Below are 21,207 nucleotides of genomic sequence, written 5' to 3'. Positions count from 1 at the left end.
TTTTATGGAATATAAAGTTTGGTAAAATAACAAAAGTTATTCCAATTATGATTGATATTGGTAAAAATTTTTAGAAAATATTTTTTAGAAAAACATTATAATGTCACCCGCCTTGATTTTGCCAACATTGGAATGGAGATTAAACCCATAACGAGCATGATGACCAATTGCATGGTATGAGCAATAAAGGCGTATGATAGTCCTATATTACCTCCAGCTTCTGGCGAAAGTCCCATAGAAAAAAATAAGGCCATAAAGCCCAGTTTTAATGCAAAATGAAAAGCCCCAATACCTCCACTAGCAGGAACCATCATTCCTAAAGTCCCTACTACAACTACAAAAAAACCATCGACAATGGTAAGTTGACTGGTTTCTGGTAGAGCAAAAAACACCAAATAAGTAGCCAAATAATAACACACCCAGATTCCTACTGTGAGGAAGATAAATTTCACTTTTTGTTTCAATTTAAGGATAGATTTCAATCCGTCTAAAATACCATGCAATATATTCGCTATTTTTTTATAAATCGAAGTGGCTTGTAGTTTTTTTCTAAATACTAAAAATAGTAATACTAAAACAAGCAAAACGATAGAAACTACCCACTGCCAAGTAGTATTTTGGGAAGATAGCGTATCTTGTTTTTGGTCGGATGCCATTTGGTAAAAAGCGATAATAGCATCGTATTTAAATAATAGTGTAAGCCCGAGAAATACCATCATGCAGAGTAAATCAACGACACGCTCTAGAATTATGGTACCAAAAGACTGGTCTACAGGTACTTTTTCCACACTATATAATGCGGTAGACCTTGCCAATTCCCCACTTCTAGGAATGGTTAAATTCATTAGATATCCAAAAGATAATGACCATAAGGCATTGGCGTTAGAAATGCGATAGCCCATAGGTTCAAGCAATAGATTCCATCTGATGGCTCTAACCCAATAAGCCAAAATACCAAAAAATGCAGCACCTAGTACCCATGCATAGTTGGCTTTAGCTAGCGATTTTTTAATTTCTTCCCATTGTAGCCCTCTAGTAGCCAGGTACATAAATACCCCTGCAAAAATTAGAGATACGATAATGGTAATGATGGTTTTACCATTTTTCTTTTTAGATTTAGACATCGGGCTTATTTAAGTAAGAAGATTGGTGTCTTCGTTTGGAAAAATAGTTCTAGGTTGAAAGTTTTTTGCCTCTTCTGGGGTCATTTGGGCATAAGAAATAATAATGATGATATCACCTTTCTGAACTTTTCTAGCGGCTGGACCATTAAGGCAAATTTCCCCAGATTTTCTTTTTCCTTTGATGACATAGGTATCAAAGCGTTCGCCATTGTTCACATTTACGATATAGACACGCTCGCCCACTACCAATCCTGCAGCATCGATTAAGTCTTCATCAATGGTAATACTTCCAACATAATTAAGGTCGGACTCAGTCACCTTTACACGGTGAATTTTAGATTTAAAAACTTCTATTAACATTTTGCAAAACTACATAAATTTTGATAATTTTAAAGCCTAAATGAATCTAAATATTTATGTTTAGTTTTAACTATATTGATTATGATAAAACCTTGTATTGTAAATTGATAAAGCCAGTCGTGTGAATTTTTAATGACTCTTTTTTCCTCTAATTCAATCGTGGATCTTCTGGAGTGTTTGCCCAAATGAGGTGTCTACCACCAAGATTTTGTTTGATATTTTTCCAAAGCTCTTCATGGATTTTTCCAGATAAGTCGATTTTATAATGGTCAACTACCGTCCATAGTTTATTATTGATTTCTGCGTCTAGCTGATGTGCACCCCAACCAGAATAGCCTGCAAAAACTTTGAATGGTTGATGTTCAAAAATATCCTTTTTAAGCAATTCAGTGACTAAAGAACTATTATTGGTGACAATATATTCATCAGAATCTATGGTTTTGGTATCTGTGAGTGAGCCTTTAAACATATAGAAAAATTCATTCGGTTCCACAGGACCTCCAGTATAAACTTCTAGGTTTTGATTGATTTTATGGCGAATTTCTTCTGTTTTTATTGGGTCTTTTTTATTCAAAATAAATCCAAAAGCACCAGACTCATCATGGCTGGTGATGAACACCACCGCTCGTGAAAATATATCACCAGAGATGTCGGGTGTAGAAATTAATAGTTTTCCTTTGTAAGATTGATTCATACTTCAAAGATACAAAATCTTATGAAATGTATAATCATATTTGATTTACAGATTATTACATAAAGATTCAAAATAGGCAATATCCCGCTCATTTTCTAGTTTGGCAAGCACATCGTGTTTCAAATTTTCAATTTCATTTTTGATAATCTTTTTGTAATTTTTGTTTGTATGGGGATGTTCATAAAGTTGTTGAAGCATAATGACCAGTCTTTGGCTCACGCTTAGATCTGTTTTGCCATAAGTTCTAAAGGGAATCATCACTTGATATAGCGTTTCCTCGAAAGTGGCAATAGAAATTTTAGCCCAAGGGGTTTTGTTTTCGTCATAAATATAGCGTTCGTCATCTCTTTGCATTCTATGAGCAAACATTTCGGTAAGGTAATCAATCGCAGAAATTGCAGAGCCAGGATCATTCACGCCAGGGGATAAGGCTCTCGTTGCAATTTCCGTAATTTGTTTAAACCCTAGCAAATAGTTCTCTTTTACATCTTCACCCGCTCTGCTGATTTCCAAACAATTGGCAAGTTCTTCTTGTAAGTCTTTATCTAGTTTTTTATTGCATAATATCGCAGTTGTACCAGGGATTAGAAATGTACCTTCTAGAGGTTTTATAAACATTTTTACCTCATTTTTTTTGCAAAAGTCTAGTAATAATTCTTCTTTTAGTTTTCGGAAATAGCCTGTTTTATGGTTGGAAATTTTAAACCAGTCCCCTTCAATCTCTAAAGGAGCGTGCTCGTTAGTATCGACTTTAGATAGTTCATCAATTTTGTTAATGGTTTCATGGCTAATTTTATCTAAAATATTATTGAGCTGAATGGCTTGCGAAATAGAGTTAATAAAATAGACAAATGCAAACAGACACATCGTAGTAATGACAATACCTAATAATACAGAAAACCCTGGGAGTTGATATTTGTCAGATGTAGGTTTAATATCAATCATGGTAAAAGTGTTGTAAAAAAACGATAGTAAATATAAACCCAAAATATATTGGTGCTTTTTTACAGAGATAAGACCAGGCAGTACACGAGGGGAAAATTTAGATGCCGCTTGATTCAGCAGTACCATCACCATAGAGAAGCTAAATACCATAATAGAAATAATTCCACTCGACTGATAACTGAGTAGTGTAGTCGCCGTATCATAATTATTGATGACTAAAAATGGAAACTTTTCAATCAGATAAGACGAGATACCCATCGACTCAAGTTCCCGCATCACCATACCTAATACAAATCCACCGATACCAAATAGGGCGGGAATAAAAATGATGTTGTTGCTAATCCTTTCCGATAATTCTTTGATATTATAAACTAATTTTTGCATAACCATGGTATTAACTAAAAAACACCGTATAAACGATGTTTTTTAAGTTAGCTTGATATAATTTATCCTATTTTATAACTGCTCTAAAGTTGATTTTAGCTCTGCATAGCCTCCACCATTATAAATATCCTCTAGACCTTCGGCTTTAAAGAATTCTACGGCTTTGCCACTTCTATTACCACTTCTGCAAAAGAATATTTTGGCACCATCTAGAGCCGTTACTTCATCTTTGCGTTCTTCTAAACTTCCTAAAGGAATATTAATGGCGCCATCTATTTCGCCATCCATCATCAGTTCCATTTCTTCTCTTACATCAATTAAATGGTAGTTTTCTGATTTTAAAATACCTTCAATCATAATCATTTTTGCTGTAAAGATAGCAGAGATATCAAGAATAACAAAATTTTTTAGGATTAAATTTATACTTTTGCATCGTGAATTTACCAGAACACCATACACAACTCATCAAACAGAAGGCCAAGCAATTTGGTTTTCAATCTTGTGGTATTTCTAAGGCGACCTTTTTAGAAGAAGAAGCAAAACCGCTGGAACAATGGCTCAAAAAAGGCTACCACGGCAAAATGTCGTATATGGAAAACTATTTTGATAAACGGCTAGACCCTAGACTTTTGGTGGAAGGCTCGCGTTCTGTAATTTCGCTATCTTATAATTATTATCCTGAAGAAGAACTTTCTAGTCTAGATAATTTTAAAATTTCTAAATATGCCTATGGCAAAGACTATCACGAGGTAATAAAAGAGATTTTAAGAGATATGGTGGCAGAACTTCAAGAGGAAATAGGGGCATTTGGTTTTAGAGTATTTGTGGATTCAGCACCTGTATTAGAGAGGGCTTGGGCTAAACGGTCAGGGGTTGGCTGGGTTGGTAAAAATGCCAATCTGATTACCAAAAAACATGGCTCATTTTTCTTTTTAGCAGAAATTATTTGCGATTTATATTTAGTGGAAGATAGCCCCACGACTGACCACTGTGGACAATGTACCCGATGTATTGAGGCGTGTCCTACCGATGCTATTGTATCCAATAAAATTGTGGATGGCAGCAAATGTATTTCTTATGCGACGATTGAACTCAAAGACGAATTACCAAGTACCTTTAAAGACCATATGGAAGATTGGATGTTTGGTTGCGATATTTGCCAAGATGTATGCCCTTGGAATCGGTTTTCTAAGCCACACCAGCAACCACTATTTGTACCCAATCACTTTCTTAAGACTTATAAAAAGCAAGATTGGCAGGAATTAACCCAAGAATTATTTTCGGAAATATTTAGAAAATCCCCCGTTAAAAGAACCAAATTTTCTGGGCTTACACGCAATATTAATTTCATCAGTGAGGCAATTGAAGAAAAAGAATTATCTTAGCCAGAAAATATTCAGATGAAAAATGCTTTTAAACTCATTATAAAAACCATTTTAGGACTATTGGCTTTGGTGCTGACTTATGTGGTACTAGGTCTGGTATTGCCCCTTATTCCTGTCCCTAAAGAAGTAATCCCTGAACCCCAAACTATTCCAATTTATATCTATACGAATGGCGTCCATACCGATTTGGTAGTCCCTACCGAAAATAAGTTAATGGATTGGCGTCCTTTAATCCCTTATAAAAACACAAAATCTGGAACTACCAATATGCCTTATTTGGCAATAGGTTGGGGAGATAAAGGGTTTTATCTGGATACGCCAGAATGGGCAGATTTAAAATTTTCTACTGCGGTAGAAGCCGCATTTTGGTTGGGAGAATCGGCGATGCATTGCACTTATTATCCTGAAATGAAAGAAGGGGAGGACTGCAAAAAAATTATGCTGAGTGAGTCTCAGTATTTAAAGTTGGTACAATTTATATCGGATAAATTTGAGCGCGATAGCCAAAATCATTTTATTCCTATTCCTACCGATGCTATCTATGGCGACAACGATGCGTTCTATGAAGGCAAGGGCAGTTATAGTTTTTTAGAAACTTGCAATACTTGGGCGAATGATGGATTGAAAGCTTGCGGACAAAGAGCCGCACTATGGACTCCTACGGACTTTGGTATTTTCTGGCATTATAAATAGAATTTGATAACCTGAGTTCGATTATAAAAAGAGAAATATTTGTATTTTTAAGTTTCTAAAATTTAAATATTTAACAACTATTTCTCATGATTAATTACGACAAAATTACGGATATTTTTTGTATTATAGATGAAACCGAAGGTTCAGCGTAGCCAATTTTGTAATGATTTTAATAAATTCACTCAACCATTTCTTCTCGGAAAGCCTCCTAAAAAGAAATCCAAAATGAGTAGAACTAAAGTGATGACCATAATGTTCCTTTTTTATATTAGCAGATTTATAACTTATAATTCTTCATTTATAACTTCTAATTCAATAGTTACAATTTATACTCAAGGTAAGTTCCTAAATATCGAACGGAAACGCCAAGGGATTTCAATTCGTCAATGGCATTTTGATATAAAATATTTCCCCAATCGCCTACGACATTAATAAAGAAAAAATAGTTGCCTAATCCCGTTTTTAGCGTTCTGCTTTCAATTTTTGAAAGGTTCATTCTACGCCATGCAAATACCGATAACACTTGATGTAAACCTCCTGCATAGTCGCTGGGTAAGGTCACCATAAGACTGGTTTTTTGCCCTAAATTTTCATAGTTCAGAGAAAGTTGTTTTGGTTGTTTAGAAATCACAATAAACCGAGTATGGTTTTGCTCAAAATCTTGGATTGACGAATTTAAAATCTTTAACCCATATAATTTTGCCGCATACGCATTGGCAACTGCCGCCCAAGGTTTATCGGAATGCTCTGAAACCAACTTTGCCGCCGCTGCGGTGGAACTATAATCTTGCGTACTACAAGAGGGATAATGTGCCATTCTAAAATGAAAAGTTTGAGCTAACGCCTGAGGATGCGAAATAATATGTTCCACCGATTGATTTTTAGGATGTACCATCAAATGATGAGCAAGTGACCAGTTGTGTAAAGGACGCTTCAGGACCGAGAAAACCTATATTCATAATAGATGAGGGTAAAGTTGATATTAAGAAGGCAAAAGTAGATAAATAATTGAAACTAAACAAACTAAATGCCCAACAGCTTGAGATATTGCTCTGATAATTTTTTTCTTGAAAATTCTTCATTATCTTTGTCAAATATTTTTGTAGATTGTGGCAAAAGAAGACCTTTCAATCCTTATAGAAAAAGCCAAACATAAGGACCAAAAATCGCAAACCAAATTGATTAATCTCTATTGGGTAAGCGTGTTTTCTTTCGTCATGAAGAAAGTGAAGTATGAAACCGAAGCCGATGAACTCACCGTGCGTGTGTTTTCAAAAGTGTTGTCAAAGTTGGATTTGTACGACCCCAATTTTCAGTTTAAAACATGGGTGCTTACCATTGCACAAAATACCATTATAGACTATTGGCGCAAGAAAAACAGAACCAATGAGACCACTACAGAACACATAGAAGACTTCAAAAACGAATGGGCGAAATCCCCAGAAGAATTATTAATTTCTGATGAAGAGGAACAGAGCATTATTAAAATTATAGATTCTTTAGATGCTAATTATCAAGAGATTATTCGACTAAGGTTTTTTGAAGAAAAAAGCATTAAAGAAGTGGCAGAAACTTTGGGGCTTTCCATTTCTAATACAAAGGTTAGAATTATGCGGGCTAAAAAACTTTTGGCACAATTACTATCTAAAAATAAAAAATAAAAGACGAGACATACATTAATGGATACGAATACTGTGACACAAAAGCCAAAATGGATTAGGGTAAAGCTTCCTACGGGGAAAAATTATCGAGAACTCCGTTCTTTGGTGGATAAATATAAACTGAATACCATTTGCCAAAGTGGGTCTTGCCCTAATATGGGCGAATGCTGGGGCGAGGGGACGGCTACTTTCATGATTTTAGGTAATATCTGTACCAGAAGCTGTGGATTCTGTGGAGTAAAAACTGGGAAGCCTATGGATGTTAATTGGGATGAACCCGAAAAAGTAGCGCGTTCCATTAAACTGATGAAGATAAAACATGCGGTACTTACTTCCGTAGATAGAGACGATTTAAAAGACATGGGGTCTATCCTCTGGGCAGAAACGGTAAATGCGGTAAGAAGGATTTCCCCTGGAACCACAATGGAAACTCTAATTCCAGATTTCCAAGGGATTACCAAACATATCGATCGTATGGTAGAGGTAGCGCCAGAAGTAATTTCTCATAATATAGAAACCGTAAAACGCCTGACCAGAGAGGTGCGTATCCAAGCCAAATATGAACGAAGTTTAGAGGTTTTAAAATACTTAAAAACTGCGGGGCAACGCCGTACTAAAACGGGAATTATGCTAGGGTTAGGCGAAGAAAAAAACGAAGTCTTCCAAACCATTGAAGACATTAGAAATGCCGATGTAGATGTAATTACCCTTGGACAATACCTACAACCGACTAAAAAACACTTACCCGTTAAACGCTTCATCACCCCAGAAGAGTTTGACGAATATGGCGATTTTGCAAGAAGTCTAGGCTTTAGACATGTGGAAAGTTCACCATTGGTAAGAAGTTCTTACCACGCCGAAAAACATATCCATTAATTTAATATTAAATACAATTCAATCTTAATTTTGAAGCTTTAATTCACTTTTAAACTTACAATATGAAACCCAATTTAGCGAAAGGTACAAGAGATTTTACAGCAGCAGAAGTTTATAAAAGAAGATATATCATTGAAGTCTTACAGAACAATTTTGAATTGTTTGGTTTTTCCCCTTTGGAAACACCGAGTTTTGAAAACCTTTCGACTTTAACTGGGAAATACGGCGACGAAGGCGACCGCTTAATTTTTAAAATTCTAAACTCTGGAAATTTCCTTTCTAAAGTTTCGGATGAAGCATTGGTTCAAAAAGATACTGCGGCTCTTACGCAAAAAATCTCTGATAAAGCCCTTCGTTACGACCTTACGGTGCCATTCGCTAGATATGTGGCGATGAATCATGGGCAAATGAATTTTCCGTATAAGCGCTATCAAATTCAACCTGTATGGCGTGCCGACCGTCCACAAAAAGGAAGATTTAGAGAATTTTATCAGTGTGATGCCGATGTGGTAGGTAGCGAAAGCCTTTGGCAAGAAGTAGAATTAATTCAATTGTATTTAAAATCTTTTTCAGATTTAGGAATTCCCGTAACGGTTCATCTCAACAACCGAAAAATTTTAACTGGTTTAGCTGAATATGCTGGTATTTCTAATCAATTAATTGATTTTACGGTGGCTCTAGACAAGCTGGATAAAATTGGTAAAGAAGGCGTGATTAAAGAGCTTAGAGAAAAGCAAATTTCAGATGAAGCTATAGAAAAATTAGACTTTTTATTTGACCCTTCTAAAGATAGCTTTGAAACTATTGCCCATTTAAAATCAAAATTTAAAGGGATTGATATTGGCGAAAAAGGGATTGAAGAATTAGAATTTGTCCTTGAAAATACACTTAATCTAGGTGTTTCCAAAGAGAATTTGGTATTTGATATTACTTTGGCGCGCGGACTAGACTATTATACTGGAGCTATTTTTGAAGTGAAAGCTAACGATGTTGCCATGGGTTCTATTGGCGGCGGCGGTCGATACAATAATTTAACCGAAGTTTTTGGCGTTAAAAATATCCCTGGGATTGGGATATCATTTGGATTAGATAGAATCTACCTCGTGATGGAAGAATTGGGCGTATTCCCAGAACAATCCGAACATAACACCGACTATCTTTTTGCAAATTATGGCGATAAAGAAGCCTTTTACGCACTGAAAATCATCACACAACTTAGAACGCAGGGCATTGCCGCAGAACTTTATCCCGAATCTTCTAAACTGAAAAAGCAATTTTCTTACGCAGAGAAAAAAGGCATTCCCAAAATGGTGTTTGTAGGCGAACAAGAAATAGAAAATCAAACGGTAAGCGTAAAAGATTTAGTTTCTGGCGAGCAACAGACTTTAAGTTTGGAAGAGTTTCTTATTTCTTAAATCTATAAAATATTAATTTTGTAAGCCTATTTTTGCTTTACCTATGGATATCAAACAGAATATTTTCGTTAAAAACGTACATCTTAATAATTTAAAACATATTGATGTCACCATTCCTAAAAATAAGTTGGTCGTCATTACGGGCGTATCGGGAAGTGGCAAGTCGTCATTGGCGTTTGATACCATATATGCGGAAGGGCAGAGGCGATATGTGGAAAGCCTTAGTTCTTATGCAAGGCAGTTTTTAGGGCGTTTAGAAAAACCAAAAGTAGACGATATCAAAGGGTTGGCTCCTTCGATTGCCATACAGCAAAAAGTGATTTCTTCTAATCCACGCTCTACGGTAGGGACTTCTACGGAAATTTACGACTATCTAAAATTGCTATTTGCCAGAATTGGACGGACTTATTCGCCCAAATCTGGTAAGGAAGTGAAAAAAGATTCGGTGACTAATGTGATAGAATTTATTGAACAACATCCAAACACGCCATTTTTACTTTCTGCACCGCTCACTTACGAGGTGGAAGATTTTTCACAAACATTAAATAGTCTTAAAGTTTCAGGATTTACAAGAGTATCGGTTAATGGTAATTTAGCCGAAATTGAAGATTTAGAAAGTTTCAATTTTATTCCTGAAAAGGGGATGGATATTCAGCTGGTCATTGACCGATTTTCTTATGAAGAGGACGAGGCTTTTTTACAGCGTCTAGCAGACTCTATACAAACAGCATTTTACGAAGGTAGGGGATATTGTAACCTTAAAAATATAGATACAGAAAAAGTACAATCGTTTTCCAACCAGTTTGAATTAGATGGGATGACTTTTCTGGAGCCTAATGTTCATTTCTTTAGTTTTAATAACCCTTATGGCGCATGTCCTACTTGCGAAGGCTATGGAAAAGTCATAGGTATAGATGAAGATTTGGTAATTCCCAACAAAAAACTTTCGGTGTATGAAGATGCCGTAGCGTGCTGGCGTGGCGATACCATGAGAGAATGGAAACTAAAATTCATTAAGGAAAATGCAGACCACTTTCCTATCCATAAACCATATTATGAATTAACAAAAGAGCAAAAGCAGTTTCTATGGCGAGGAACTGGTAAGCGTAATTTTCCATGTATTGATAATTTCTTCAAAATGTTGGAGGAAAATTTGTATAAAATTCAATACCGTGTGATGTTATCGCGTTACCGAGGTAAAACCATTTGCCCAGATTGCGAAGGACTTAGACTTAGAAAAGAAACCGAATGGGTAAAAATTGACGGGCATAACATCCAGTCCCTTATAGAATTGCCTTTAGATGAATTATTGCCATTAATTGAAAGCTTAAAACTAACCCCACACGAACAAGAAATAGCCAAGCGATTGGTCTATGAAATTACTACAAGATTGACATTTCTTCTAAAAGTTGGTTTGGGTTATTTGACGCTTAACCGAACTTCTAACACCTTATCTGGAGGGGAAAGTCAGCGTATCAACCTCGCGACCAGTTTGGGAAGTTCGTTGGTAGGGTCTATTTATATTTTAGATGAACCGTCTATTGGGTTACATTCCAGAGATACCGAAAATTTAATTGAAGTTTTAAAACAGTTAAGAGATTTAGGAAATACCGTTATCGTTGTAGAGCATGATGAAGATGTGATGCGGGCTGCCGATTATATTATCGATATTGGTCCTGAGGCAGGTTATTTGGGTGGTGAATTAGTATTTGCAGGCGACTTTAAAGCCTTAAAAGATGCGCATACTTTAACTTCGGATTACCTAACAGGAAGATTAGAAATTGAAGTGCCTAAAAGAAGACGGCAACCGAAATTCTTTATCGAAATTAAAGGGGCGAGACAAAATAACCTTAAAAATATTGATGTTGAGATACCTTTAGAGTGTTTAGTGGTGGTATCAGGTGTGTCGGGTTCAGGTAAATCGACTTTGATGAAGGATATTTTAGCCAATGATATTCAAATTCAGATGGGAATGGGCGGCAAAAAAGGCGATTATGATGAGGTATCTTATCCTAAAAATAGCATAGAACATATCGAATTGATAGACCAAAATCCTATCGGGAAATCGTCCAGGTCTAATCCTGTAACTTACCTTAAAGCCTATGATGACATCCGAGATTTATTTTCTAAACAGCGGACGGCTAAAGCAATGGGATTAAAATCAAAACATTTTTCCTTTAATGTAGATGGTGGGCGTTGTGATGAATGTAAAGGCGAAGGGGTTATTACCATTTCGATGCAATTTATGGCGGATATAGAATTGGAATGCGAACATTGTAAAGGGACGCGTTTTAAATCCGAAATTTTGGAAGTCAAGTTTGATGAAAAAAATATTTCCGATGTCCTGAATATGACGGTAGATGAAGCCATCGCATTCTTTGAGGATAATCAACAAGATAAAATTGTAACTAAACTAAAACCCTTGCAGGAAGTCGGTTTAGGCTATTTGAAATTGGGGCAAAGTTCATCTACGCTATCTGGCGGCGAAGCTCAAAGGGTAAAATTGGCGTCGTTTTTAGTCAAGGGAAATACCAAAGACAAAACCTTATTTATTTTTGATGAACCTTCTACGGGCTTACATTTTCACGATATTAAAAAACTACTCACTTCATTACAAGCGTTGGTAGAGCTAGGACATTCTGTGATTGTTATTGAACATCAGCCCGATATCATCAAATCGGCAGACTGGATTATAGACATAGGTCCAGAAGCGGGAAAACACGGCGGTGAAGTGGTTTTTTCTGGAACGCCAGAGGATTTAGCCCAAGATAAAAATTCCAAAACAGCCAAATATATCGCGGAAAAATTAGCTTAAACCAGAGGTGCTTCATTGTTTAATTTTATCCTATCAAATGATAATGCAGTCGGGTTTTATTATTTTAGTCAACAATTATACTATTTATAACAGATGTAAAGGTTATTTTACTAAATTTGCGAAAAAATAACCCTCATGAATTATCAACTCATTTCTGATTTGATTGACAAAGTCGCAGAATTTCATCAACAGAGTAATTCTAATTCTTTAGAAGATTTTAGGCATTGGCTTAATGAACAAGCCTATCAAAAGGATAATCCCACGGTGTTATTGGATGAAACCAATCAAAAGGTGTATGATTTAGAAAATGAAATCGCCAAGCAGGTGATACTGCTTAATCGTTTTAGCAAGCAAATGATTCGTAGGGGATTGGCAGATTTTCCAGATTTGCTTAATGAAGAATTTACTTATCTCTATCGACTGATGGCTTATGATTCTTTGTCCAAAATGGAATTGGTAGCGAAAAATGGACACGAAAAACAAACGGGGATGATGATGATAAAACGCTTAGTCCATAGTGGTTTGGTAGAGGAATTTGCAGACCCACAAGACAAAAGAGCCACACGACTTAGTGTAACACCCAAAGGCAAACAACTATTTAATGAGTCTATTCAAGAGGTTACCCATACGGCAAGGGTACTTTCAGCAACATTGTCGATTTCAGAAAAAAAACAATTATTAACCTTATTAAAAAAAATGAACGATTTTCATTTTATGGTATACCATCATCATAAAAAATCCAGCATCAGAGAAATCGGCGAATTGATATAACTATGGACACCCCAATCAGTATTTTTTGGTTCAGAAGAGATTTAAGATGGAACGACAATCACGGTTTATTTCAAGCCTTAGATTCGGGATATAAGGTACTACCTATTTTTATTTTTGATAACGCTATTTTAGATGATTTGGAAGACCAGCACGACCGAAGAGTCGATTTTATTTACCAAGCCTTAGAGCATCTCAATAGTCAGCACCCTTATATTCATTATTTTTATGGAAAGCCTTTAGAAATTTTCAAAGAGTTAACATCTCAATACAAAATCGCTTCTGTGTTTTGTAATGAGGATTATGAACCCTACGCCATCAGACGAGATACTGAGGTTAAGGACTTTTTGGAAAGTAAAAACATCATGTTTCAATCTTATAAAGACCAAATGATTTTTGCCAAAGATGAAATCTTAAAGGCAGACGGCAATCCGTACACGGTTTATACGCCTTATTCTAAACAATGGCTCAATCGGTTATCCGAAACCCTTATACAGCAATACCCTTCCGAAAAGCACTTAGACCAACTCTACAAGGCAGAAAAACCCAGCCACCTTACTTTAGATGATATTGGCTTTAAAAGCACGGAGCTAAACTATCAGCCGCCAAAAATCCCTTATCAACAACTGGAGGATTATGATAAAAAAAGAAATATCCCTGCACTAGACGCCACTTCCAAACAGAGTGTCCATCTTAGGTTTGGCACCATTAGCCCAAGAACTGCTGTTTTAGAGGCTAAAAAAATCAATTTTACATGGCTGAAGGAATTGATTTGGCGCGAGTTTTTTATGCAAATTTTATGGCATTTCCCTAATGTGGTGAGTCAACCTTTCCGAGATAAATACGCAGGATTCCAATGGAAAAATAATGAAGCAGATTTTAAAACATGGTGTGAGGGCAAAACAGGCTTTCCTTTAGTAGATGCAGGGATGCGAGAGCTCAACGCTACGGGATTTATGCACAATCGGGTGAGGATGCTAGTGGCTTCGTTTTTAGTTAAGGATTTACAGATAGACTGGCGATGGGGTGAGGCTTATTTTGCTAATAAATTGTTGGACTTTGATTTGGCTCAGAACAATGGCAACTGGCAATGGGCAGCGGGGACTGGGGTAGATGCTGCCCCGTATTTTAGAGTATTTAATCCCGATTTGCAGTTGGATAAATTTGATAAAAACCGTGCGTATGTGAAACGCTGGATTCCAGAATTTGGCACTAAAGACTACCCCGAACCTATGCTCAAACATAAAGCAGCACGAGCAGAATTTTTAGCCAAGATGAAAGAAATTGATAAATTCCGTCCATAATAATTTCACTATCTTTGCGCTCGGAAAATCACAATATAAAGTCCTTCAATATCGTATTGAAGGGCGTTTTGATTTACATAAAAAGAAGTACCTATGCAGAACGAACCACAGACCTATACAGACAACCACGGCTATACCTACCAAACTTACGAGAACGATGCCAACCGCGTTCGGATTTATACCTTAAAAAATGGACTCAAAGTCTATCTTGCCCAGAATCATGAGGCACCAAAAATACAAACCTATATCCCTGTAAGGACGGGAAGCAACAACGACCCGAAAGACAACACAGGACTTGCCCATTATTTAGAACATATGATGTTCAAGGGAACGGCTCGGTTGGGGACTACCAATTGGGAAAAAGAAGCGCCATTATTGGAACAATTATCCGATTTGTTTGAGCAACACAAAGCCGAACAAAATCCCGAAAAGAAAAAAGAAATCTATAAAACAATAGACCAAGTCTCTCAAGAGGCGGCGCAATATGCCATTGCCAACGAGTACGATAAGGCAATTTCCTCCCTTGGGGCATCAGGCACCAATGCCCATACTTGGCTAGACGAAACGGTTTATAAAAATAATATTCCCAAAAACGAATTAGAAAAATGGTTTAGAATTGAAAGCGAACGATTTTCTGGCTTAGCCCTTCGTTTGTTTCATACGGAATTAGAATCGGTGTACGAGGAGTTTAATAGAGCGCAAGACAACGATTATCGTCTGGTGAATTATGAACTCATGGCAGCATTATTCCCCAACCATCCGAATGGTCAGCAGACGACTCTAGGCAAGGCGGAACACCTTAAAAACCCTTCTATGGTAGCCATTCATCAGTATTTTAATGAGTACTATGTGCCGAACAATTATGCATTAGTTTTGGTGGGCGATTTGGATTTTGAGGAAACCATCGGTTTAGCAGAAACCTATTTCGGAAAGTTTCAATACAAACCTTTGCCAGAGAAAACACCTATCATAGAACCACCAATGACCACGATTGTGGAGCGTACAGTAAAAAGCCCTACCAGCCCAAGGGTACAGTTGGCGTGGCGAACGGATAGTTATGGTACACAAAATTCTAGATTGGCAACCCTTTGTGCTCAAATTCTATCGAATAATGGCGAGGTGGGGTTGATAGACCTAAACATCAACCAAAAGCATACGGCACTGAGGGCGGCAGCATATCATCTTCCATTCAAGGCGTATGGGTATATTTCTTTGGCAATTATTCCGAAAGAGCAGCAAACTTTGGAAGAGGCTAAAACTTTACTTTTAGAGCAAATCCAGCGTTTAAAAGAGGGGGCGTTTCCAGATTGGCTCATGACGGCAATCATCAATGATATGAAAACTAACCGCCTAAGCAAACTAGAAACTGCCGACGGACTCGCTACTAACCTTTACGAAACTTACATTAAAGATAAATCTTGGGGCGAAGAATTAACCGAGATAGAACATTACGAAAAGATAACCAAGGCAGAAGTGGTGGCATTTGCACAATCTTTTTTTAAGGACAATTACGCCATTGTGTATAAGGAAAAAGGCATTAATGATAAACTACTGCATGTAGACCCACCGCAGATTACCCCTATTAGTCTTAACAAAACAGACCAATCCGAGTTCTTAACCGCTATTTTGGAAACCCCTTCGGAGCCTATCCAACCAGAGTTTGTAGACTTTAATAAAGAAATAAAAACAGAGGTAGTAGATGGGGTAACCCTCAATTTTGTAAAGAACAAAAAGAATAATCTCGCACAGATGAACTACCTCTTTCCTTTGGGTACCGACCACGATAGGGAACTGGGGGTAGCGCTTCAGCTCTTTGAGTATATGGGAACGGATAACTATACCCCAGAGGCGCTAAAACAGGAGTTCTACAAGGTAGGCATTAGTTACAGTATTCGCGTAGGGACAGACCAAACTTCTATAAGCCTTAGCGGTTTGGAGGAAAACCTGCACCGTGGTATAGCACTGATGAACCATTGGCTAAACCATGTAAAAGCCGATGAGGGCATCTACCGCCAAGTGGTGCAAACGATGCTACAAGCAAGGGAAGTCGCCAAAAAAGACAAAAACAGAATACGCGTAGCATTGGTTAATTATGCTAAATATGGCAAAGACTCGCGTTTTAGAGAGGTTATCATTAGCCAAGAGCGTTTAGAAACGGCCCAAGCCGATGAATGGATTGCTAAAGCCAGAACGCTGTTACAATACGATTATAGCCTTTTTTTCTATGGTCAAAACCGAGAACATTTTAAAACGCTGATGGCTGAAACTGGACTTTCCAGAATGCCAAATGAAACCATATGCTCTGTACCAGTGCCAAAAATCTTCCCAGAACCCGAAGCCAGTCAAAAGGTTTATTTTATCGATTATGATATGGTGCAGGTAGAGCTGATGAAGCTGGGGCGTGGGCAATCCTTTAATCCTCAGGATTTAGGCACTATCAATGTATTCAACGAGTATTTTGGGCATGGATTGTCTTCCATTGTGTTTCAAGAAATACGGGAGTCGCGGTCTTTGGCGTATTCTGCCTATGTATCGTATTCTTATCCACCAGTTTTGGGTCGGCACAACTATATCACCCATTATATAGGGACACAAGCCAACAAACTTGCCCAAGCCGTAGAAGCTATGCAAGATTTATTAGCGAGTTTGCCACAAGTACCGTTGCAGTTTAATCATGCTAAACAGGCTGCCCTAAAGCAGATTGCCGCACAGCGGTTGTCCAGAAGGAATTTATTCTTTACCCACCAAGCCTACAAAAAGTGGGGAGTAGATGGCGATATCCGCCAGTCAATTTACCACGAGATAGAGAGGCTTAGCCTAGAGCAGCTTACAGCGTTTTATAAGAAAGATATAGAACAAATCCAGTACAATACGGTATTGATAGGTAAAAAGGAAAACCTAGATTTTACCACCCTCAAAAAAATGGGCGATGTAGAGGAACTAAGTGTAGAGGCGCTTTTTGGCGATGGATAAGACCTTAGAATCATAACCTCTATGATTGTGTAAAGTATCTCGGGATAAGGGAAGACGGGTAGCTGCCATTAATCTATTATTGCCAGTAACAAATGGATAATGACCAGTAACAAATGGATAATGACCAGTAACAAATGGATAATGACCAGTAACAAATGAATGATGACTTGTAATAATCCAATAGTAACAGGTAATGATTAAAAAATAGCTTTTAATGTTTTGTTTTTCAATGAAAAAAAAATAAATTTGACAGATTGAAAATTAAATGTTTAACTTGAAAAACAATATAATTATGGAAGAAAAAGACAACAAAAGAAAACGAGTAAGCCTTGAAGAATGGATTTCTCGAATGAAACTCGCCTTTGCGAATGCTAAATTAGCCGAAATCAATCCGCAATTAGCCGTTTTAGGCTATAATGAAGCCAAACTCAACGAACTTCTATCAAAGGTTACCGAGTTGGAAACCTTACACCAAAAGCAAAAAAAGGAATACGCCGAGCAGTACGAGGAAACCAGTAAGGTGGAGGAGAAACGCAAAGCAATTGACGACAAATACAAAACGCATTTGGCACTTTGTCGCATATTGTTTAAAAAAGATGTGAAAGCTACGGCAGCATTAGATCTCAACGGCAAACGCAAAATAGCATACAGTGCGTGGTATCAGCAAGTCTCCAATTTCTATGCACAATTGCTACAAACACCCGAGTTCTTGGCAAAAGTGAAGACCATTAACATCAAAGAAGCGGATTTGGAAGCGGTAAAAACCTTATTAAATGAGGTAGCAACCCTGAAAGAAAGTCAGAAAAAGGAAACTGCCGAAGCCCAAAAAGCCACCGAAACCCGCGACAAAGCTTTTGATGATTTGTACCCACACTATGCCGACCTTATCGCCTACGCCAAAGCCACTCTCAGCGATGAACAACACCTCGAAGCCATGGGAATTGTGGTAAAACGATAGCCATTATACAACCAAGTACCTTTTTGTAGAGGTGCTTGGTTTTTTTGAGGGAAGTAGTATCTTTGTTTTTGAAAGAAATAGAATTTAAACTTTATGGAAAATAAAAAAATCAGTTGTAAAAAAGGATATACTTCTATAGTCGTAGATTATCAGAGTCCGTATTCGCAAGAAGAGATTTGGGATTTCTTAGTACATCCGAAATATGCTGTTGAGTTCACAAAGTCACCTTGCTATTATACTGAAATAGGAGAGGACTTTGAACTGAAGAAAGGGAATAAATGGATGGAAATTCATACAGGCGAAGATTGTAAAGGAGAGGTAGTTTCGAATAAGATTACTAAAATTACACCTTTCAATTATTTTCAAATAGTAAGGCATCAATCGGGAGTTAAAAATATCATTACAAAAATCCTGACCCAAAATGAAAAAGGAACCAATATAACAGAAAAACATTCATTCTCTATTAGCTTTAAAGATTTTAAATGGAAGCATTTAGTTTATTGGCTGTTTTTGTATTCGGGTATTTTTGCTAAAATAGCAGTAGATTTAGAGGGCGATGAGTATTGGTTTCAAAAAATGGAAGAAAAAATTAGAGATACATTTTACAAATAGTCAAAATATCATACAATCTTTTGTAACTTCTTACCTTTGCCAAAACCCACAATCAAAAAAATGACACTTACACAATACTTACAACAACAAACCCAACTTCCACAAAAGTCGATTGAAAACACCCTAAAATTACTCGATGAAGGGGCTACAATTCCCTTTATTGCGCGTTATCGAAAAGATATGACAGGCAACTTGGATGAGGTGGCAATTGAGCAAATCCAAAAAGGACAAAAGCAATACGAAGAAATCCAAAAGCGAAAGGAAACTATCCTAAAATCCATTGAAGAGCAAGGGGCGTTATCCCAAGAATTAGAACAAAAAATCCAACAATCTTTTGATTTGCAGGAGTTAGAAGATTTGTATTTGCCTTATAAAAAACGCCGAAAAACCAAAGCCGATACTGCTCGCGAACGAGGTTTAGAGCCTTTGGCGAAAATCATTATGGCTCAAAACAATGATAATGTTGAGCGAGTAGCAGAGAAATATTTATCCGATGAGGTGCCAACGATTGAAGAGGCGTTGCAAGGGGCGTGTGATATTATCGCGGAGTGGATCAATGAGAATTTGTTCGTACGAAGACGCCTACGACAACTCTTTCAACGCAAGGCGATGATTGTCACCAAAATCACCAAAAAAGGAAAAGAAAATGAGGAAGAAGCCCAAAAATACCAACAGTATTTCGATTGGAATGAGTCGCTTTCGAGAGTGCCATCCCACCGATTATTGGCGATGCTTCGGGCAGAAAATGAAGGCTTTATCAAACTAAAAGTGGAAGTGGATAAAGATGAAGTATTGGATTTTTTGGAGAAGAATTTTATCAAAAACAATAACGAAACTGCCGACTATATCGCAGAGGCTTGCAAAGATGCGTACAAACGCTTGTTAGAACCCTCGATTTCCAACGAGGTGCTGAGCGAAGCCAAATCCAAAGCCGATACCAAGGCGATTGCTGTTTTTGCAGAGAATCTGAAACAACTTTTATTGGCAGCACCTTTGGGCGAAAAACGAATTTTAGCCATCGACCCAGGGTATAAAACGGGTTGCAAGGTGGTTTGTTTGGACGAAAAAGGGGATTTGTTATACAACGAAACCATTTTTCCACATCCACCACAAAAGGAACAAACCATCGCAATGAAGAAAATCCGCTCGATGGTGAATGCGTACAACATTGAGGCAATTGCTATCGGAAATGGAACGGCGAGCCGAGAAACGGAATTTTTTATCAAAAGAATCCAATTTGATAGAAATTTACAGGTATTTGTGGTGTCGGAGGCAGGAGCATCGGTGTATTCGGCGAGTAAAATTGCTCGTGAGGAATTTCCCAATTACGATGTTACGGTGCGTGGGGCGGTTTCTATCGGAAGGCGACTGAGTGACCCATTGGCGGAGTTGGTAAAAATCGACCCGAAAAGTATCGGTGTGGGGCAGTACCAACACGATGTTGATGCTACGCAACTCAAAGAAGAATTGGACAAAACCGTGATGCACTGTGTGAATGCTGTTGGGGTCAACCTTAATACGGCGAGTCAGTCGTTACTGAGTTATGTCTCGGGGATTGGGGAGAAATTAGCCGAAAATATCGTCAATTATCGCTCGGAAAATGGAGCCTTTACCAATAGAGAACAATTGAAGAAAGTTCCACGATTGGGCGAAAAAGCCTACCAACAAGCGGCGGCATTTGTTCGCATCAAAGAGGGCAAACATCCGTTGGATAATTCCGCAGTGCATCCAGAATCGTATGCAATTGTTCAGAAAATGGCAAAAGATTTAGGCTTACAAACCGAAGAATTGATTGCCAATAAAGCCAAAATTCAGCAAATTCAACCCGAAAAATATACTACCGATACCATCGGAATCTTGGGAATTAAGGATATTTTAAAAGAATTAGAAAAACCCGGATTAGACCCACGCCAACAAGTAAAAGTATTCGAATTTGACCCGAATGTAAAATCCCTTTCCGATGTAAAAGAAGGAATGATTGTCCCAGGTATTGTCAATAACATTACGGCTTTTGGTTGCTTTGTAGATATCGGTATCAAAGAAAGTGGACTCATTCATATCTCACAACTTGCCGATGGTTTTGTTGCCGATGTCAATGATATTGTAAAACTCCATCAGCCCGTTTCTGTAAAAGTATTGGAAGTAGATGAAGCGAGGAAAAGAATTGCGTTGAAGTTGGTGTAGGAGAGTTTTTTCCTTATGGTCTTTTATACATCAGATTTTTATACCCAAAGTTCAAC

17 protein-coding genes and 1 pseudogene are annotated in these 21,207 nt (G+C 37.5%); 12 read left to right on the top strand and 6 right to left on the bottom strand.

The features are described 5' to 3' along the window. Positions 1-95: 95 nt before the first annotated feature. From C237_RS0100965 to C237_RS0100945, 5 genes are all read right to left on the bottom strand, one after another. On the bottom strand, positions 96-1,124 hold the full coding sequence (locus tag C237_RS0100965) for a lysylphosphatidylglycerol synthase transmembrane domain-containing protein (protein ID WP_018674614.1): 1,029 nt from the start codon (positions 1,122-1,124) through the stop codon (positions 96-98). Between the two features lie 9 nt (positions 1,125-1,133). Continuing rightward, entirely contained in the window at positions 1,134-1,484 is a 351-nt protein-coding gene (gene panD, locus C237_RS0100960) for an aspartate 1-decarboxylase (protein WP_018674613.1), read from the bottom strand. A gap of 148 nt (positions 1,485-1,632) precedes the next feature. Then, on the bottom strand, positions 1,633-2,178 hold the full coding sequence (locus C237_RS0100955; protein ID WP_018674612.1) for a YqgE/AlgH family protein: 546 nt from the start codon (positions 2,176-2,178) through the stop codon (positions 1,633-1,635). A 45-nt stretch (positions 2,179-2,223) separates the two neighbouring features. Next, on the bottom strand, positions 2,224-3,507 hold the full coding sequence (locus tag C237_RS0100950; RefSeq protein ID WP_018674611.1) for a DUF2254 domain-containing protein: 1,284 nt from the start codon (positions 3,505-3,507) through the stop codon (positions 2,224-2,226). Between the two features lie 72 nt (positions 3,508-3,579). Further along, on the bottom strand, positions 3,580-3,864 hold the full coding sequence (locus C237_RS0100945; RefSeq protein WP_026315408.1) for a rhodanese-like domain-containing protein: 285 nt from the start codon (positions 3,862-3,864) through the stop codon (positions 3,580-3,582). A 77-nt stretch (positions 3,865-3,941) separates the two neighbouring features. Between C237_RS0100945 and queG the strand changes: the two genes are divergently transcribed. Together queG and C237_RS0100935 are read left to right on the top strand one after the other, a co-directional pair. Continuing rightward, on the top strand, positions 3,942-4,892 hold the full coding sequence (gene queG / locus C237_RS0100940; RefSeq protein ID WP_018674609.1) for a tRNA epoxyqueuosine(34) reductase QueG: 951 nt from the start codon (positions 3,942-3,944) through the stop codon (positions 4,890-4,892). Between the two features lie 15 nt (positions 4,893-4,907). Continuing rightward, positions 4,908-5,585, top strand: a complete 678-nt coding sequence (locus C237_RS0100935; RefSeq protein WP_018674608.1) for a TIGR02117 family protein — start codon at positions 4,908-4,910, stop codon at positions 5,583-5,585. 319 nt (positions 5,586-5,904) lie between these two features. Here C237_RS0100935 and C237_RS12590 read toward each other — a convergent pair. Beyond that, positions 5,905-6,495: pseudogene (locus C237_RS12590) on the bottom strand (prephenate dehydratase domain-containing protein); the annotation flags it as partial. Between the two features lie 199 nt (positions 6,496-6,694). Between C237_RS12590 and C237_RS0100925 the strand changes: the two are divergent. From C237_RS0100925 to C237_RS0100880, 10 genes are all read left to right on the top strand, one after another. Beyond that, positions 6,695-7,246, top strand: a complete 552-nt coding sequence (locus C237_RS0100925; protein WP_018674606.1) for an RNA polymerase sigma factor — start codon at positions 6,695-6,697, stop codon at positions 7,244-7,246. An 18-nt stretch (positions 7,247-7,264) separates the two neighbouring features. Then, positions 7,265-8,122 carry a lipoyl synthase gene (gene lipA, locus C237_RS0100920; RefSeq protein ID WP_026315407.1) on the top strand — a complete coding sequence of 286 codons (858 nt, stop codon included), beginning with the start codon at positions 7,265-7,267 and terminating at the stop codon, positions 8,120-8,122. 62 nt (positions 8,123-8,184) lie between these two features. Beyond that, positions 8,185-9,537: a histidine--tRNA ligase gene (gene hisS, locus C237_RS0100915; protein WP_018674604.1), complete on the top strand. Its 1,353-nt coding sequence runs from the start codon at positions 8,185-8,187 to the stop codon at positions 9,535-9,537. Between the two features lie 43 nt (positions 9,538-9,580). After that, positions 9,581-12,352, top strand: coding sequence for an excinuclease ABC subunit UvrA (gene uvrA, locus C237_RS0100910; RefSeq protein WP_018674603.1), 2,772 nt, complete (start codon positions 9,581-9,583; stop codon positions 12,350-12,352). A gap of 135 nt (positions 12,353-12,487) precedes the next feature. Beyond that, complete coding sequence (locus C237_RS0100905) at positions 12,488-13,123, top strand: MarR family winged helix-turn-helix transcriptional regulator (RefSeq protein ID WP_018674602.1); 636 nt, start codon at positions 12,488-12,490, stop codon at positions 13,121-13,123. 2 nt (positions 13,124-13,125) lie between these two features. Then, the gene (locus C237_RS0100900) at positions 13,126-14,424 is read left to right on the top strand and encodes a cryptochrome/photolyase family protein (protein ID WP_018674601.1); all 1,299 of its coding nucleotides are present in this window, start codon (positions 13,126-13,128) and stop codon (positions 14,422-14,424) included. 93 nt (positions 14,425-14,517) lie between these two features. After that, entirely contained in the window at positions 14,518-17,397 is a 2,880-nt protein-coding gene (locus tag C237_RS0100895; protein ID WP_018674600.1) for a M16 family metallopeptidase, read from the top strand. Between the two features lie 292 nt (positions 17,398-17,689). Further along, positions 17,690-18,355 carry a PQLLE family protein gene (locus tag C237_RS0100890; RefSeq protein WP_245539681.1) on the top strand — a complete coding sequence of 222 codons (666 nt, stop codon included), beginning with the start codon at positions 17,690-17,692 and terminating at the stop codon, positions 18,353-18,355. 93 nt (positions 18,356-18,448) lie between these two features. Then, complete coding sequence (locus C237_RS0100885; protein ID WP_018674598.1) at positions 18,449-18,967, top strand: hypothetical protein; 519 nt, start codon at positions 18,449-18,451, stop codon at positions 18,965-18,967. A gap of 60 nt (positions 18,968-19,027) precedes the next feature. Beyond that, entirely contained in the window at positions 19,028-21,151 is a 2,124-nt protein-coding gene (locus tag C237_RS0100880) for a Tex family protein (RefSeq protein ID WP_018674597.1), read from the top strand. Positions 21,152-21,207: the final 56 nt, after the last annotated feature.

Origin of the sequence: Riemerella columbina DSM 16469 (assembly GCF_000374405.1) — a bacterium.
Taxonomy (GTDB): domain Bacteria; phylum Bacteroidota; class Bacteroidia; order Flavobacteriales; family Weeksellaceae; genus Riemerella; species Riemerella columbina.
This window is presented reverse-complemented; position numbering and strand designations above follow the sequence as displayed.

What these genes read in the sequence shown, in the direction of transcription:
- C237_RS0100965 (WP_018674614.1), bottom strand. Translation starts at nt 1,124, where the DNA reads ATGTCTAAATCTAAAAAGAAAAATGGTAAAACCATCATTACCATTATC.
- panD (WP_018674613.1), bottom strand. Translation starts at nt 1,484, where the DNA reads ATGTTAATAGAAGTTTTTAAATCTAAAATTCACCGTGTAAAGGTGACT.
- C237_RS0100955 (WP_018674612.1), bottom strand. Translation starts at nt 2,178, where the DNA reads ATGAATCAATCTTACAAAGGAAAACTATTAATTTCTACACCCGACATC.
- C237_RS0100950 (WP_018674611.1), bottom strand. Translation starts at nt 3,507, where the DNA reads ATGCAAAAATTAGTTTATAATATCAAAGAATTATCGGAAAGGATTAGC.
- C237_RS0100945 (WP_026315408.1), bottom strand. Translation starts at nt 3,864, where the DNA reads ATGATTGAAGGTATTTTAAAATCAGAAAACTACCATTTAATTGATGTA.
- C237_RS0100935 (WP_018674608.1), top strand. Translation starts at nt 4,908, where the DNA reads ATGAAAAATGCTTTTAAACTCATTATAAAAACCATTTTAGGACTATTG.
- lipA (WP_026315407.1), top strand. Translation starts at nt 7,265, where the DNA reads ATGGATACGAATACTGTGACACAAAAGCCAAAATGGATTAGGGTAAAG.
- hisS (WP_018674604.1), top strand. Translation starts at nt 8,185, where the DNA reads ATGAAACCCAATTTAGCGAAAGGTACAAGAGATTTTACAGCAGCAGAA.
- uvrA (WP_018674603.1), top strand. Translation starts at nt 9,581, where the DNA reads ATGGATATCAAACAGAATATTTTCGTTAAAAACGTACATCTTAATAAT.
- C237_RS0100905 (WP_018674602.1), top strand. Translation starts at nt 12,488, where the DNA reads ATGAATTATCAACTCATTTCTGATTTGATTGACAAAGTCGCAGAATTT.
- C237_RS0100900 (WP_018674601.1), top strand. Translation starts at nt 13,126, where the DNA reads ATGGACACCCCAATCAGTATTTTTTGGTTCAGAAGAGATTTAAGATGG.
- C237_RS0100895 (WP_018674600.1), top strand. Translation starts at nt 14,518, where the DNA reads ATGCAGAACGAACCACAGACCTATACAGACAACCACGGCTATACCTAC.
- C237_RS0100890 (WP_245539681.1), top strand. Translation starts at nt 17,690, where the DNA reads ATGGAAGAAAAAGACAACAAAAGAAAACGAGTAAGCCTTGAAGAATGG.
- C237_RS0100885 (WP_018674598.1), top strand. Translation starts at nt 18,449, where the DNA reads ATGGAAAATAAAAAAATCAGTTGTAAAAAAGGATATACTTCTATAGTC.
- C237_RS0100880 (WP_018674597.1), top strand. Translation starts at nt 19,028, where the DNA reads ATGACACTTACACAATACTTACAACAACAAACCCAACTTCCACAAAAG.